This window comes from Streptomyces sp. NRRL WC-3742 (genome assembly GCF_000720635.1).
Lineage (GTDB): Bacteria > Actinomycetota > Actinomycetes > Streptomycetales > Streptomycetaceae > Kitasatospora.
Map to the genome: position 1 here is coordinate 17,389 of NZ_JOCF01000041.1, position 15,346 is coordinate 32,734.

A 15,346-nucleotide genomic window follows, 5' to 3' on the forward strand; every position below is an offset into this window, starting at 1 on the left:
CCCTCCCCCTCCCCCACACCTCCCCCCACACAGCGGTGCCCCGGGCCTCCCCCAGCCCGGGGCACCGCCGCGTTACGGGCGCGGCTACTTCTTGAGCTTCCAGAGCGGGCTGGCGGCGATCGCCTTCATCTGGTCGTCGGTCAGCACCGGAGCGGGGCGGGTGGCCGGCGTCTTCTGGGTGCCGCTGTTGAAGGAGCTGATCACCACCCGCAGGCCGTCGGGGTGCAGGGTGTCGACCGTCCACATGGCCGGGTTGCCGCCCTCCTGGCGGATCACCACCTTGACGCCGTCCGGCCCTGCCTCGACACCGCCGAACAGCTCGCCCTTGACGTCCTTGCTGCTGCTCCAGTCCTGCACGTTGAGCTGGACCAGCGACTTGCCCTTGCCGTCGTTCACGACGAAGTTGGCGTAGCCCAGGCCCTCGCCGGAGGTCTCCGTCTCCTGGAGGCCGGCCGGCAGCAGACCGGCGGTGACGGCCAGGATCTCCTTCGCCGTGTACTCCTTGCTGGTGTCGCGTACCTTGATCGGCTTGGGCTCGGCGATCGAGGCGACGACCTTGTCCCAGGACCTGTCGGTCACGATCGCCTTCAGCTGCTCCGGCGACAGCGGCGGGTTCGGACGGCTGTCCGGCGAGTCCTTCTCCGCCGGGGAGTTCCACTCGGACAGCTCGATCTGGCGGCCGTCCTTGCCGATCAGCTTGGCGTTCCACCACTTGGTGCTGACGTGCCGGTCGGGGTACTCGTAGCCCTGGAGGATCGTCAGGGTGCCCCCGTCGGCCGTCGTGGTGGTGGCGCAGGCGTCGTACGGGACGAGCTTCCTGTCCGGGCAGGTGTTCTGCGAGCGGTTCGGGTTGTTCTCCGCCAGGCGGGTGATCGAGATGCCCATGGCGGCCTTGCCCTGGCCGTCGTCGAAGACCACCTGGGCCCCCGCGAAGCCGACCGCGTCCGGCTTGCCCGCCGGCGGCTCGGTGCCGCTGCCGTGGGCGTCGGTGGTCTGGCCGGCGGGCAGCAGCGCCTTGAAGGCGGCCAGCACCTCGTCGCCGCTGACGGGGGTCGCCTTCTTGGTGGCGGCCGCGGTGGAGGGCGCCGAGCCCGGGGTGATCCCGGAGGCGGCGGAGGCCGCCGGGGAGGCGGCGGCGACCACCGTGCCCTCGCTCTTCGCCTGGGTGCCGGTCAGGTAGAAGGCGCCGCCGCCCACCAGGGCCAGCGCGGCCGCGCCGCCGACCACCGCGGTGGCCGAACGGCGGCGCCAGCGGCGCCGGCCGCGCTCGTAGCCGCCCGCCACCAGGGCACCCTGGTCGGCCCGGCCGGGCTCGAAGCCCTCACCGGTGCGGCTCATCGCGACGATCAGATCGTCTTCGAACTTCTCGGAATCGGACATGGTTGATCACCGTCTCCTCGGATCACGGATGGTGCGAGAGTGGATGACGACAGCAGGCTCGGCCGAACGGCGTTCAGCGGGCCGCGAGTTCGGCCAGCTCGTCGCCGAGCAGGGTGCGCAGCCGGGCCAGTGCCCGGGTGGTGCGGGTGCGGACGGCGCCGGAGGAGGCGCGCATCGTCTCGGCGGTCTCCTCGACACTGCGGTCCTCCCAGTAGCGCAGCACCAGGACGGCCCGGTCCTTGGCCGGGAGCCGTCCGAGGGCCTCGATCAGGGTCAGCCGCAGGGCGCTGTCCGCGTCCTCCCGCCCCTGCGGCTCCGGCAGGTCGCCGGTGGGGCGCTCGCCGCTGGAGCGGCGGCGCTGCTGGGACAGGAAGACCCGCACCATCACGGTGTGGGTGTAGGCCGCCGGATTGTCGATCCGGCCCCGGCCTCCGGTGAACGCGCTGCGGCGCCACAGCACGTACATCCGGCTGAGGGCCTCCTGCACGAGGTCCTCGGCGTAGTGGGTGTCACCGCTGGTGAGCAGGCAGGCCGAGCGGTAGAGGTGGGAGGTTCGGCTGGAGACGAGTTCCAGGAACTCGGCGTCCTTGGCCTCCCGGCCGCCGCCTTTGATCCACCCCATGCCTTCGCTCCCCCGCCGTCCGTGCCCCCACGCTCTGACACGTCTAGGACGTGGTGAGCGGCGGCCGGTGTTACAGACCCGTTCGGCCCTGTTCCGCTCAGCCTTGTTCGGAGGAGCGCCGACGGTGGTCGCGCAGCACCACGCCGCCGCCGATCAGCAGGGCGACCAGCAGCGCGCCGACGCCGAGCACGTACGTCGCGGTGCGCCCGTCCCGGTCGGCCTGGGTCTCACCGAGGCCCACCGGCTGCGGCACGATCGGCGCGGCCGCCAGCTGCACGGGAGCGTCCTCGACGGGCGCGGACGGCGGGTCCGCGGGCGCCTTGGTGACGGCCTTGACCGGGTCGACCACGCCCCAGCCGATGAAGCGGTTCGGGCCGCGCTCGGTGCGCTGGGCGGTCTGCTCGATCCGGGCGCGCACCTGGGCGGGGCTCCACTTCGGATGGGCGCCGACGAGCAGCGCGGCCAGCCCGGAGACGTACGGGGCGGCGAAGCTGGTGCCGTTGTCCACGCACTGGCCGCCGCCGGGGACGGTGGAGAGCATGTTGACGCCGGGCGCCGCGACCTTCACGAAGGCGCCGTACTGGGAGAACGGCGCGCGCTCGTTGTTGCGGTCGGAGGCGCCGACCGCCAGGACGGTCGGGAAGGCGGCCGGGTAGGTGTCGCCCTCCTTGCCGTCGTTGCCGGTGGAGGCGACGACCACGGCGTTCCTCTGCTCGGCGTACTGGACGGCCGCCAGGAGGTCCGCGTAGCCGCCGAAGCGGGTGTCGCCCGCGCCGCGCACGTCCTGCGAGATGTTGATGACCCTGGCGCCGCTGTCGACCGCCTCGTGGATGGCCGCGACCAGGGAGGCGACGTCGCCGTTGCCCTCGGCGTCGTTCTGCCGGATCGAACGGATCTGGGCCATCGGGGCCAGCCCGACGAACCCGGAGGAGGGGATCCTGCGGGCGGCGATGATGCCGGCCACCTTGGTGCCGTGGCCGACCGGGTCGTCCGTGGACTTTCCCTCGACCGGCTGCTTGGTCTCCTTGTTGACCAGCAGGTTGCGGCCCTCGACGACCGCGTCCTTCAGCTGCGGGTTGCGGACGTCCACGCCGGTGTCGATGACGGCGACCGTCACGCCCTCGCCCTTGGGCTTGCCCTCGCCCACGGGCTTGTCGTCCTGCCACAGCTCGTCCAGCAGCAGCCGCTGCAGGGACCAGGGGACGGTCGGCACGTCCGGGGCGGGCTTGGGGCAGTCGCCCGCGGCGGCTATGCCCGGGCCGTCCGCGTGCGCGGGGGCGGCGAGCGGGCCGCCCAGCACTGCGAGCGCGGCCAGTGCCGCGGCGGCCCTGCGGTAGCCGTGTCCGGACACCCTGCCACTCCTCATGTCGTCCACCCCGTGTCGCGCGTCGGGGGCGGGCGCCCGTGAACCGGGTACCCACCCCCTGTCGTCGTTCCCGCCCGGGCTACCCGATCAGCCCTGGCCGGATCAGCCCTGCCAGAGCTTGGCGTTGGCGTCCTCGGTGTTCTTGTAGCTCAGCGCGGCCTGGTCCAGCGAGGTGGCGATCTGCCCGCAGACGGTCTGGATGTGCGCGGCCTTGGTGTCCCACTGCGTCTGGTGGGCCTGGTAGCCCTCCTGGGCCGCGCCCTGCCAGCTGGCGGCGATGCGCTTGACGTCGCCCTTGAGGTCGTTGAGCAGGTGGTCGATCCGGGAGGCGACGCCCTTCACCTCCTCGGCGGCGTGGTGGACGGTCTGGAAGTTGACGAGGATGTGGTCGGTCACGATGTTCTCCCTGGACGAGGATCGGGCGCCGGCGATGGAGGACGCCCGGTGGAGCGGGGGTGCGGACGAATGCGGACGGGTGCGGCGATCAGCCCTGGGCGCCGGTGAACTGCTGCGCCTGCTCGGCCTCGGTGCGCGCGTACTGCTGGGTCGTCCGCTCGATCGCTTCCTGGATCGCGTGCAGGGACGCGTTCAGCGCCTTCACGTCCTCGGTGAACGAGTGCTGCAGGTTCTTGTAGGCGGTCGCCGCCTGGCCCTGCCAGCCGCCGGTGATGTTGCTGACCGTGTTGATGAGCTTCGTCTGCTCCTGCTGGATCTTCTGGATCGCCTCACCGATCCGCTTGGCGAAAGCGGTCATCTCCTGCGCGGTCATCGTGAACTGGCCCGAACCCGACATGCTCCACGTCCCCCATGAGAAACATCCTGTGTACGGACGGGCCGGGAGTGGCCTGCCCGCAGCATCACCCTGGTGATGTCCAGGAGCACTGTAGTCGGCATACGCAGCTCACCCAACACAGTTGCTCCGGCAGTTACCAGACCATGACACAGGGCCAACTCCGTTGCCCAGAGCGGTCGGTCAGGCGTTCTGGGGCTGCGCCGCGCCCTTGGCGGTGAGCGGCGGACCGGCCGGCACCAGGTTCGACCACCTGAGCGGTACGGGCAGCGGCTGGAGGCCCTGGTAGCCCAGCCTCGCCTGGTTGCCGCCCGGCTCGTCCTGCTGCGGCGCCGGCTGCTGCTGATCGCCCGCGACCGGCGTGGGTGCGGCCGAACTCGGCTTCGCCGTCGGCGACTTGGCGCCACCGGAGGGAGCGGTCGGCCCGTCGCCGTTGGAGGGCACCGAGTAGCGCAGCCCGGTCTCGGTGATCAGGAAGTCCGTGCCGGAGCCGCCCGCGGAGGCGTCCACCGCGCGGTAGAACAGGCCGTGACCGGGCGTCACGTAGGCGGCGCCGGCGCCGTTGTTGTACGGCGCCGGGTACGCGGGCCCCGCCCAGACGCTGCGCCGGTCCGTCCTCCCGTCCTCGGCGACGCCGTCGTAGGTGCTGCACACCACCTGGCGGCGCCGGTCCTCCTGCGGGTCCTTCCAGTTGTTCACCGGCGCCCCGGTCCGCAGCGGCCAGTCGTCCCCCGTGCCGGGCAGTTTGACGTCGCTCCCGCGCAGGGACTGGTCGGCCGGGGTCATCGCGTCGCTGCGCGGCTGCTTGTCCTGGTCGTACTTGTAGAGCATCCCGTAGGCCGGGTTCTGCCGGATCAGCTCCGCCTGGAACGCGGTGATCACGTACAGCTGGTCCTTGCCGACGACGTAGTGGCGGTCCTGGTAGTGCACCAGGCGCCCGACCTTGCGGTCCGCCAGGTTGTCCAGCTCCACCCGGGAGTTGGCGCCCTGGGTGTCGCCCACCTCCTTGACGTCCGGGAAGGTGATCGGGGTGCCGGGCACCAGCGTCTCCAGCCACTCCCGCTTGACCCGCTGCGGCACCGCGTTGGGCCCGAACACGGCCGTGACCAGCGACTTCCGCTCCACGTCGCCCGACTGCGGCCCGATCTCGTGCCGACGGCCCTGGGCGTCCACCAGGAACACCGGCGCGGCGCCCTGGCCCTGGGCCGAACCCGCCGACACCTGCTGGTCGTCCGCCTGCTGCACCAGCAGCAGCTGGTCCGGGGCGAGCATGCGGTCCCTGGCCGCCAGCGCCGCCGCGTCCTGACCGGCCGCCACGAACACCGCCTGGTTGACGGTCGCCTGCTTGTCGTCCGAGCCCGGGCGGTCGCAGACCGACCACTTCATCGACTGGCCGGCGTTGTCCTTGCTCGGCAACTTGTCCGGCGCATACGGGATCCCGATCGTCGGACCGTGGTTCGGGTAGCGGTCCAGCACGTCGTCGTCGACCACCACCACCTTGGCGTCGGCGGGCAGCACCAGCCGCGCCGAGGACATGTTCAACACCTGGTGCAGCCGCTTCGTCCTCCCGTCCGGGTCCGTCAGGATCACGTACCGGGTGGTCGACTTCTTGCCCTGGATGATGGCCTTGCCCTCGTCCCAGTGCAGCGGCGCGCTCGGCTTGAACACCCCCCAGACGCCGAAGCCGGCCACGATCAGCGTCCCCGCCAGGACACTCGGCAGCACCGCCTTGACCGGCCGCGGCGCGTCCTCGTCGCTGCCGCCGCCGGAGGGCAGCAGGAAGGCCCCCACCGTGCGCTTCCTGGCGAAGGTGTACGCGTTCAGCTCGTCCCGGCGCGATGCCATGTGCTCGTCGTCCCCCTTGTCGGACTTGCCTGCCGCACCTGCCCCTTGTCGGACCGTCGGACCCGAACCCTCTACGATGCGGCAGCGGACGGTGAGTACGGTACGGGTACGGTCCACGAACCAGCCAGCCGGGCCGCGACAACCGAGTCAGAGAGGGCCACCGGGGGATGCCTAGCCAGACCGCTCGACGACGCCGCGGCAACGCCCGGGAGGAGGGGTCGCGCCGCGCCGCGCACGCACCGGCTCCGGCACCCGCCCCCACCTCGCCGCGAAGCCCCGGCGGAGGGCCCGTCAGCGTGCGGGTCAACCCCCGACCCGGGCTGCTCGGCGGCAGGTTGAGGCTCCACCAGCTCGTCCTGGTCGAGGTCGCCGCCGCCCTCGTCGCCGTCGGCTGGACGATCAGCCGCCCCGTCGCGGCCGGCTTCGGCGCTGTCTCCCTGGTGCTGCTCCTGATCGCCGTGCTCCGGCTGCGCGGCCGCAGCCTGCCCGAACTGCTGCGGGTGCGCGCCGACCTCAAGTCCCGCCGCCGCCAGGCCCGTACGCTGCTGCCCCCGGCCGGCACCGACCCGGCCCTGGCTCCCGTCCTGGAGCTCGAACCCGCGCTGCGCACCTGCACCCACGCCACCGAGGCCGACTTCGGCGGCCGCCCGGTGCGCCGCGAGACCGGCATGGTCGGCGACGGGACGTTCCTCACCTCGGTGCTGCTCGTCCAGGCCAAGGACCAGCCGCTGCGCCCGGTGCGCACCACCCTGCCGCTGCCGCTGGACGTGATCTGTTCGGCGCTCACCGTCGACGACATCGCCCTGGAGTCGGTGCAGCTCGTCCAGCACACCCAGCCCGCCCCCGCCAAGCACCTGCCCGAGCAGTCGCTCGCCGCCCGCGCCTACCGCGAACTGCCCGACGGCACCGCCACCCCCGGGCTGCGGCTCACCTGGATCGCCCTCAAGCTCGACCCGGAACGCGCCGCCGCGGCCGTACGGGCCAGGGGCGGCGGCGAGGAGGGCGCCCGCAAGGCCCTCCAGCGGGTGACCGACCAGCTCGCCGGGCGGCTCAACAGCTCCGGGTTCAACGCGACCGTGCTCGACGAACGCGAGCTCATCGCCGCCCTGGCCATCTCCACCTGCGCCAACCCGATCGCCGTCGCCGGCCGCCGGGGCACCGGCAGCGGCGGCGGCACCACCCGCCGCACCCAGGAGGGCAACCGCTTCTGGCGCATCGACGACCGCTGGCACAGCACCTACTGGATCTCCCGCTGGCCGCAGCTGGGCCGCCCCAACGGCGCCCCCGGCCGGATCGGCGCCCCGGACCTCGTCAACCTGATGACCGGCTCCCCCGCGCTGGCCAGCACCTTCAGCCTCACCGCCGGACACGGCACCGGCGGCTCGGTGACGGTCAGCGGGCACCTGCGGGTGACCGGGCGCAACGAGGACGAGATCGGGGAGCTCGGCCGCCAGGTGGAGACCAGGGCGCAGAGCGCGGGCCTGGGCCTCCTCCGGCTCGACCTGGAGCAGGCCCCCGGCATGCTCGCCACCCTGCCGCTGGGAGGAACGTCCTGATGGCCTACCAGACCCACCCCTCCCCCGGGCCGACGCCCGGCGCCGAACGCCCCCGCGTACGGCCGCGCGTGCTGCCCGGCTTCGGGCTGCGCGGCCCGCGCCGCGAGAAGCACGTGCTGGAGGCTTCCGACCTCGCGGCGATGGCCTTCCCCGTCGGCGACGACGGCGTGGTGATCGGCGTCGACCCGCAGGGCCTGCCCGCCGTGCTCGGCCTCTTCCGCCCCAGCGCGTACGACCTGGTGCTGGTCGGCGGCGTGTGGACGGCGCAGATCATCGCGCTGCGGGCCGCCGCGATCGGCGCCCGGGTCGCGGTGGAGACCGCCCGCGCCCAGCTGTGGGGCCCGATGGCGCAGGCCGCGGGCGGCGGACAGCCCTGCGTGACGGTCCACCAGGTCGGGCGGCTCGGCCCGCAGGGCGCCTCCGTCGCCTCGCCGGTGCTGGTCGTACGCGACCTCGGCGCCCGCCCGCCGCGCAGCCGCCTCTCCGCCGCGCCCTGGCAGACCACCCTGACCCTGCTGCCGTACCTGGGCCCCAACGCGAGCCGGGTCCTCAATGCCGCCGACCTGGTCGGCGTCCAGCGGATCTCCCCGCAGGAGGCGGAACTGACGGGCCGGGTGCTGTCCCTGCCGCCCGAGGACGTGGCGGCGCTGCCCACCCTCGGCGACGACCTCACCCTGTGGTCCACGCGGATGCGGCGCCAGTACGTCCGGGCGGTGGCCGGGCAGGCCGAACAGCAGGTGCTCGGCGGGCCGCGACGGATGGACTGAGCCTCGATCGGGAACACGGGCGCCTTCTTCCGGGGTTGCCGTACGGCCTAGTCTTTGTTGCGGCAACGGCACCGCTGAACAAGCGGCGGCGAACACGAGGGAGCTCCAGTGAGCAGCGATCGGGACGGCGTCTACGTCGGCGACAACGCGGCGGAGGACGAGGACGACTGGTCCGACGCGCCCGATTACACTCCCCCGTCCTGGTACGTGCAGACGGATGCCCAGGGGGGCGGTACGTCGGCTGCGGCTCCCGTGACTCCGGCGACTTCGGCGACTTCGGCGGCGGTTCCGGAGCCTGCTCAGGCTGGGGCTGCGGCTTCGGCTGCGGCTGTTCCGGCCCCTGCCCCTACCCCGGCTCCGGCGCCCGTTCCCGCGCCCGTGGCGCCGGTGCAGGGCGAGGCGCCGCACGTGCCGTTCCCCACGCCGCAGCCGCCCGCCGTGCACGCCGAGCCCGCTCTGCCGTCGGCTCCGGTTCCGCCGGCCGTTCCGTCCTCGCCGGTCCCGCCCGTCCCGCCGGTCGCCCAGGCGCCCGCCCACATCCCGGGGCCCGCCGCCGAGTGGCAGCCGCAGGCCGCCCCGCGCTGGCCGGGCGCGGAGGCGGTGGCCCAGCCGCAGCCCCAGCCGCAGCCGCAGCCCCAGCCCGTTCCGGGCCCGCAGCCGTACCCGGGCGAGGCCGCCCCGAGCCAGCCGGCCACTCCGCAGACCGTCATGCTGCAGCCCGTCACACCGCAGCCGGTCGCGCCCCAGCCCGTCGCAGCGCAGCCCGTCGCACAGCAGCAGCCCTGGGCCGCGCAGCCGCCCGTCCAGCAGGCCCCGCCGTCGCCGCAGCCCCCGCAGGTCCCGCAGCCGCAGGCGCAGGCGCCCGTGGACCCGCAGGCCGCGTGGGCCGCCCAGCAGGCGGTCGCCGCCGCGCAGCAGCCGCAGTCCGTCGCGCCGCCGGTGGACCCGCGCCAGGGCGGCTGGCCCCAGCCCGCCGCCTACCAGCAGCCGGGACAGCCGGCCCAGCCCGGACAGCAGGGCCGGCCGGAACAGCCGTGGGGCCAGCAGTCCGCAGCCGCCGCCGCGCAGCCCGCCGCGTTCCAGCAGGCCGCCGCCCCGCAGCAGACCGCGCACGGCGCGCCGCTCGGCTACACCGCCGCCGTCGAGCTGTCCTCGGACCGGCTGCTGCGCAGCCAGCCCAAGCAGCAGCGCCAGCAGCCCCGCTTCCAGTTCGGCGGCAAGGCCGCGGCGGCCGAGAAGGCCCGCAGGCTGGAGATCATCCGCACCCCGGTGATGAGCTGCTACCGGATCGCCGTGATCAGCCTCAAGGGCGGCGTCGGCAAGACCACGACCACCACTGCGCTCGGCGCGACCCTGGCCAGCGAGCGCCAGGACAAGGTGATCGCGATCGACGCCAACCCGGACGCGGGCACGCTCGGCCGCCGGGTCAAGCGCCAGACCGGCGCGACCATCCGCGACCTGGTGACGGCGATCCCGCACCTGCGCAGCTACATGGACATCCGTCAGTTCACCTCCCAGGACCTCAACTCGGGCCTGGAGATCCTGGCGAACGACGTCGACCCGGCCGTCTCGACGACCTTCAACGACTCGGACTACCGCCAGGTGATCGACGTGCTGGGCCGCCAGTACCCGATCATCCTGACCGACTCCGGCACGGGCCTGCTCTACAGCGCGATGCGCGGGGTGCTGGACCTGGCCGACCAGCTGATCATCGTCTCCACCCCCAGTGTGGACGGCGCCTCCAGCGCCTCGACCACCCTGGACTGGCTCTCCGCCCACGGCTACGCCGACCTGGTCCAGCGCAGCATCACGGTGGTCTCCGGGGTGCGCGAGACCAGCAAGCTGATCAAGGTCGAGGACATCGTCGCGCACTTCCAGACCCGCTGCCGGGGCGTCGTGGTGGTGCCCTTCGACGAGAGCCTGGCGGCCGGCGCCGAGGTCAACCTCGACATGATGCGGCCGAAGGTCCGCGAGGCGTACTTCGAGCTGGCCACCCTGGTCGGCGAGGACATCGTCCGCGCCCAGCAGGCGGCCGCCCAGCAGCCCAGCTGGCAGCAGCAGGCCCAGACGGCCCCGCAGCCCTACGCCGACCCGCAGCAGCAGCCCGTGCCGCCCGGTGCGCCCTGGGGGCAGCAGCCCGGCCAGGCGGCGCCCCAGCCCGGCTACGCCTGGCCGCAGCCGCAGCCGCAGCCGCAGCAGCCCCAACCGCAGCAGCAGGCGCCCGCGCCGCAGAGCACACCGCGGCCGGGGATCGACTACGACTGCGTGTATCCCGCCCCCGGCCAGCCCCAGCCGTACGCCGACCCGCAGCAGCAGGCCCCCCAGCCCCCGCCGCCGCCCGGTTACGGCTACCCGCCGCCGCAGCCTCCCCAGCAGTGACGAACGGGGAAGGGCCCGCCCGAACATCGCGTTCGGCGGGCCCTTCCCCGTGTCACCGGCGCTCAGAGGCCGTCCGTCAGCTCCCGGGCGCGCTTGACGTCGTCGGCCATCCGGTCGAGCAGCGCGTCGATGGAGTCGAACTTCTCCATCCCGCGCAGGTAGGCCAGGAAGTCCACCGCCACGTGCAGCCCGTACAGGTCCAGGCCGACCCGGTCGATGGCGTACGCCTCGACGGTGCGCGCGGTGCCGTCGAAGGTCGGGTTGGTGCCGACCGAGATCGCGGCGGGCATCCTCTCGCCGTTCGCGGTCAGCCAGCCCGCGTACACGCCGTCCGCCGGGATCGCGCTGTGCGGCACGGTCTCCACGTTGGCGGTCGGGTAGCCGAGTTCGCGGCCGCGCTGCGCGCCGCGCACCACCTCGCCCTCGACCCGGTGCGGGCGGCCGAGCACCTCGCCGGCGCCGGCCATGTCCCCGGTCCCGACGAGGCGGCGGATCAGGCTGGAGGAGAACGGCTCGCCGTCGCCCGCGGTGCCGCACACCTGGAGGTCGACGACCTCGACCTCGAAGTCGTCGGCCCGGCCCAGCTCGGCGAGCAGCGCCACGTCCCCGGCGGCCCGGTGCCCGAAGCGGAAGTTGGGGCCCTCGATGACGACCTTGGCGTGCAGCGCGTCCACCAGGACCTGCTGGACGAAGGTCTCCGCGGACTCCTGGGAGAACTCGGTGGTGAAGGGCAGCACCAGCACCGCGTCCACGCCGAGTTCGGCGATCAGCTCGGCGCGGCGCGGGTGCGGCGCGAGCAGCGGCGGGTGGCTGCCGGGGCGGATGACCTCGCGCGGGTGCGGGTCGAAGGTCACCACGACCAAGGGCAGGCCCAGTTCGCGGGCCCGTTCGACCGCCCGTCCGATGATCAGCTGATGCCCGCGGTGGACCCCGTCGAACGAACCGATGGTGACGACGCCGCGCCCCCAGTCACCGGGGATCTCCTCCAGGCCACGCCAGCGCTGCACCCGAGTGCTCCTTGTTCCGTACGGTGCGTACCCTCAGTACGCTCAAACGCTCAAAACCCGAACCCCTATAGCGTGCCATGCGCCTGCCCCGGCTCCGGCACCGGAATACGGGTTGGGCGCATCACAGGTTCGAGCGGCGCCCGCTCGGCCTCCGCCGCCGCGTACTGAGGGTCCCGCCCGGCCGCCACGAGGGCCCTCAGCCGGGCCAGCCGGGGGCCGTCGGGCGCGGTCGGGGCGGCGTCGCGCGGCCAGCGGGCGAGCAGCCGGGCGAAGGCCGCCGAGCGGCCGGCGCAGTGGACCAGCAGCTGGTCCGCGCCCGGCAGGCCCGGAGTCGCCCGGGCCAGGACGGCGCGCACCCGGGCGGGCTTCTCGGCCGCGCAGTGCTCGGCCAGCCGTTCGACGGCGGCGGTGAGCACCTCCGGGTCCGTCTCGGCGGCGAGCAGGTCGTCCAGCAGCTCGCAGCGCAGTGCGTCCGCCGCCGGGTCGGCCACCGGGACGGACAGCACCTCGGCGAAAGGCCGACGCACCTCGGGCGTACGGGCGCCGAGCGCGGCGGCGAGCAGCATCCGCAGTTCCAGCCGGGCGGCCGCTCCCGCTCCCCCGCCGGCCAGTCGGCGGCCGAGGTAGTCGAGGGCGACGGGGCCCGCCTGCTCCGGGTGCGCGCGCAGCAGCCGGGCGGCGAGGTCGGCGCCGCGGCGGGCGGTCCTCGGGGCGCGGGTGTCGGCGAGCACCCGCAGCACCTCGGGGGCGGCCGGGAGCTCCGCGAACACGGCCAGCACGGGCTCCGGGTCGCTCTCCAGGGCCGGGGCGAGGGCGCGCGGGGTGAGGAAGGCGTCGCCTCCCGCGCGCAGCAGGGCGAGGGCGGCGGGCAGGTGCTCGGCGCGGGTGTCCGGGTCGCGCACCAGCAGGGCCAGGGCGGCGCCGTGCAGCCCGGGTTCGTCCTCGCGGGCGAGCAGGGTCAGCGCGGTGTAGCGCAGCAGTTCGGTGCCCGGGCCGCCGGCGTACGGGGCGGTACTCAGGGCGTGCACGGCGGCGGCGACGTGCCGTTCGGGCCGCCGGTCGTGGCTCCACCGGTCGACGGCGCGGCAGAGCGCGGAGGGCTCCTCGGCGGCGAGGACGGTGAGCAGGGCGTCCGCCCGGGGGTGGGCGGCGTCGGCGAGGGCGTCGGCCAACTCGTCCAGGGCCAGGCGGCGGTGGGCGTACAGCAGTTCGTGGGCGAGGTCGGCGGCGCCCTCGTCGAACCAGGCGCACAGCAGGGGGAAGACCGCGACCGGGGCGGCCCGCAGCCGCTCGGCGACGGCCCGGAGGAAGCCCGGGTCGGCCGTCACCAGGCGCCGCAGCAGGGCGAGTTCGTCCCCGACGGGGAGGCCGAGGCCCGTCCAGAAGGCCGGGCCGAAGCGGCCGAGGCCGTCGGCGGGCAGCGCCGCGAACCCGCCCGCCTCGGCGGCGCGTTCGGCGATCCGCTCGGCCAACCGGCCGAGCAGGTCCCGGTGTTGGGCCGGGTCGGGGCTGCCCGCCAGCGCGTCGGCGAGTAACCGGGCGGCCCACCAGGCGGGTTCGCTGCCCGCCGGTCGCAGCTCCAGGGCGCGGGCGAGCCGGTGCAGCCACGGGTCCAGCGAGTCGGCGCCCCAGGTGTCGGCGACCCGGGTGAGCGCGGCGGCCACCGGGCCGATCCGGTGCCGGGGCACGGAGTTCGCCCCGGCGCCGGGCCTGATGTCCTCGGCCTCGCCGAGCAGCAGCCGCAGGGCCGCGTCCAGGTCCAGGTGCAGGCCCTGCAGCCAGTCGGCGAACTCCCCGTGGGCGAACCGGAATCCGGGCCCGGCGGGCACGAACAGGCCCTCGGCGAGCACGGCCGCGCCCCAGCCGCCCTCGGCGGGGAACAACTCCTCGAAGGCGGCCCGGCCCAACGCCCCGGCCTCCGAGCCGCCGAGCATCCGCCGGGCCGCCTCGTGCACCCGCCCGGCCACCGCCGCCGCCAGCCGCCGCACCCGGCCGGGCCTCGGCTCGGCCGCCCTGGCGGCGCCCCGGCGGTGGGCGCCGCGCGTACGGCCGCCGTCGGCCAGGCGCCGGGCCGTGCGCAGGCACAGCAGGTCCAGGTGGGCGGAGAACAGCTCCGCGCGCCGGGCCGCCTCCCCCTGGACGCCCTCGGCCCACAGCTCGCCGGCCAGGCGGACGGCCAGCGGGTGCCGGGCGCCGGCCCCCTCCGGACGGCCGGGCGGCAGCCCGTAGCGGCGGCGCATCCGCTCGGCCGCCTCGGCGGGCAGCGGGCCCAGCCGCAGCCCGGCCAGGGTGGGCCCGCCGGGGCCGCCGCCGTCCATCCGTACGGTCGGGGCGGCCGCGAGGTCCCCGTCCCGCGCCGGTTCCTCCTCCCGCGGCAGCCCGGGGCCGGGGCCGCTGCGCCAGGGCCGTTCGGCGAGGCGTTCCCAGGTCTCCTCCCCGCAGGCCGTCAGCAGCCGGGCGCCGCAGCCGGTCAGCCACTGCCCGGCGCCGTACAGCCGGTCAGCCTCCAGTGGGACGGGGGCCTCCTCGGGGCCGTCCAGGGCGATCAGCAGCGGCCGTCCGGCGGCGGCGCACAGGGCGGCGGCCGGTTCGGGCGTGGGCGCCGGGACGCCGAGGGCGGCGGCGGCCCCGGCCAGGGCCCGTTCGACGGGCTCGGCCAGCGAGCGGTCCCCGGCGCGCAGGTCGGCGCCGCGCAGCCACAGGGTGGGCAGGCCCGCGGCGGCCCGGCGCAGGGCGAGCGCGGCGAGCTCGGTGGAGCGCCCGCTGCCGGGCCCGCCGACCAGCGCGGTGACGGTGGACTCCGGCTCCTCCCCCACCGAGGCGTCCGGCCGGTCCACCCGGTCGGCGGCCAGGCCCGCCACCCCCGGGGCGGCGGCCAGCTGGGCGGCGGCCAGCCGGAGCACCCCGGCGAGGTTGAGGGCGGCGCCGTACCCGGGCACGGCCGCCGCGTTGCGGGCCAGCACCTCCGCCAGCGCCCCGGCGGCGGGCAGCGCGCCGCCCCCGGCGGGCACGGCCGGCAGGGCGCCGCCGTACCGCGGGGAGCGCAGCCCGGGCGCGGCCAGGGCCACCACGGCGCCGCTGCGGGCGTCCAGCACCGGCGCCCCGGCGGGCACCTCGACCCCGGCCGACTCCCGTGTGTTCAGCACCGGCACGTCCAGCAGCAGCACCCCGTCCGAGGCGCCGAGCAGCCCGCAGCGCAGCGCGACCACCCGCTCCCCGTCCCCGGCCGGTACGGGCAGCAGCACCTCGTGCCCGCCCCCGGCGGCGGCCACCGGCAGCGGCGGCACCGGCAGCCCGCCCTGCGCCTCGGTGCGCAGCAGCGCGAGCCCGTGCGCGGGCAGCGGCAGGACGGCCTCCGGGCCGAGCACCCGGCTCTGGCCGCCGGGGGTGTGCAGGAGGAGCCGGTCGAGGCCCGCGACGGCCTCGTGGGCGGTCAGCACGGTGCCCTGCGGATCGGCGACGAACCCCAGGCCGTGCAGCCGCCCGTTGAGGTCGCAGATGCGGAGCAGATGGCACCCCGGATCGCCCTCGTGCCAGCCCGGCATGGCCCGTCCCCCTGTCGCTCGCCCGTCCACCGCCGGGAGCCTGCCCACCGGGAGGGCGGCCCGACCGCGCCTGCGCCGCTCACCACCGG

At 75.3% G+C, this 15,346-nt stretch carries 11 protein-coding genes; 3 read left to right on the forward strand and 8 right to left on the reverse strand.

Annotated elements, in window-relative coordinates; translation table 11 throughout:
* Positions 1–84: 84 nt before the first annotated feature.
* The 6 genes from IH61_RS0122585 to eccB form a co-directional block, all read right to left on the reverse strand.
* Positions 85–1,380, reverse strand: coding sequence for a hypothetical protein (locus IH61_RS0122585; RefSeq protein ID WP_031072632.1), 1,296 nt, complete (start codon positions 1,378–1,380; stop codon positions 85–87).
* A 73-nt stretch (positions 1,381–1,453) separates the two neighbouring features.
* Positions 1,454–2,002, reverse strand: coding sequence for a SigE family RNA polymerase sigma factor (locus tag IH61_RS0122590; protein ID WP_031072634.1), 549 nt, complete (start codon positions 2,000–2,002; stop codon positions 1,454–1,456).
* A gap of 97 nt (positions 2,003–2,099) precedes the next feature.
* A complete protein-coding gene (gene mycP / locus IH61_RS0122595; protein WP_234327293.1) occupies positions 2,100–3,353 on the reverse strand; it encodes a type VII secretion-associated serine protease mycosin in 1,254 nt (417 codons plus the stop codon).
* Between the two features lie 117 nt (positions 3,354–3,470).
* Positions 3,471–3,764, reverse strand: a complete 294-nt coding sequence (locus IH61_RS0122600; protein ID WP_031072638.1) for a WXG100 family type VII secretion target — start codon at positions 3,762–3,764, stop codon at positions 3,471–3,473.
* Positions 3,765–3,852: 88 nt separating this feature from the next.
* Positions 3,853–4,161: a WXG100 family type VII secretion target gene (locus tag IH61_RS0122605; protein ID WP_031072640.1), complete on the reverse strand. Its 309-nt coding sequence runs from the start codon at positions 4,159–4,161 to the stop codon at positions 3,853–3,855.
* Positions 4,162–4,341: 180 nt separating this feature from the next.
* The gene (gene eccB, locus IH61_RS0122610; protein WP_031072643.1) at positions 4,342–6,003 is read right to left on the reverse strand and encodes a type VII secretion protein EccB; all 1,662 of its coding nucleotides are present in this window, start codon (positions 6,001–6,003) and stop codon (positions 4,342–4,344) included.
* Positions 6,004–6,299: 296 nt separating this feature from the next.
* Here eccB and eccE point away from each other — a divergent pair, with 296 nt between their 5' ends.
* The 3 genes from eccE to IH61_RS0122625 all read left to right on the forward strand — a co-directional run bounded on the left by eccE (position 6,300) and on the right by IH61_RS0122625 (position 10,705).
* A complete protein-coding gene (gene eccE, locus IH61_RS0122615; protein WP_234327294.1) occupies positions 6,300–7,559 on the forward strand; it encodes a type VII secretion protein EccE in 1,260 nt (419 codons plus the stop codon).
* Positions 7,559–8,326, forward strand: a complete 768-nt coding sequence (locus IH61_RS0122620; RefSeq protein WP_031072647.1) for a hypothetical protein — start codon at positions 7,559–7,561, stop codon at positions 8,324–8,326. Before eccE ends, IH61_RS0122620 begins: the two co-directional genes overlap by 1 nt.
* Positions 8,327–8,734: 408 nt before the next feature.
* Positions 8,735–10,705 carry a MinD/ParA family ATP-binding protein gene (locus tag IH61_RS0122625; protein WP_324607615.1) on the forward strand — a complete coding sequence of 657 codons (1,971 nt, stop codon included), beginning with the start codon at positions 8,735–8,737 and terminating at the stop codon, positions 10,703–10,705.
* Positions 10,706–10,767: 62 nt separating this feature from the next.
* Here the strand turns inward: IH61_RS0122625 and IH61_RS0122630 are convergent, their stop codons facing one another.
* Positions 10,768–11,712, reverse strand: coding sequence for a bifunctional riboflavin kinase/FAD synthetase (locus tag IH61_RS0122630; protein WP_031072651.1), 945 nt, complete (start codon positions 11,710–11,712; stop codon positions 10,768–10,770).
* A gap of 65 nt (positions 11,713–11,777) precedes the next feature.
* Positions 11,778–15,257 carry a trypsin-like peptidase domain-containing protein gene (locus IH61_RS0122635; protein WP_051837702.1) on the reverse strand — a complete coding sequence of 1,160 codons (3,480 nt, stop codon included), beginning with the start codon at positions 15,255–15,257 and terminating at the stop codon, positions 11,778–11,780.
* Between the last annotated feature and the right edge of the window lie 89 nt (positions 15,258–15,346).

Coding starts and splice junctions, on each gene's coding strand:
- IH61_RS0122585 (WP_031072632.1), bottom strand. CDS start 1,380: ATGTCCGATTCCGAGAAGTTCGAAGACGATCTGATCGTCGCGATGAGC.
- IH61_RS0122590 (WP_031072634.1), bottom strand. CDS start 2,002: ATGGGGTGGATCAAAGGCGGCGGCCGGGAGGCCAAGGACGCCGAGTTC.
- IH61_RS0122605 (WP_031072640.1), bottom strand. CDS start 4,161: ATGTCGGGTTCGGGCCAGTTCACGATGACCGCGCAGGAGATGACCGCT.
- eccB (WP_031072643.1), bottom strand. CDS start 6,003: ATGGCATCGCGCCGGGACGAGCTGAACGCGTACACCTTCGCCAGGAAG.
- IH61_RS0122620 (WP_031072647.1), top strand. CDS start 7,559: ATGGCCTACCAGACCCACCCCTCCCCCGGGCCGACGCCCGGCGCCGAA.
- IH61_RS0122635 (WP_051837702.1), bottom strand. CDS start 15,257: ATGCCGGGCTGGCACGAGGGCGATCCGGGGTGCCATCTGCTCCGCATC.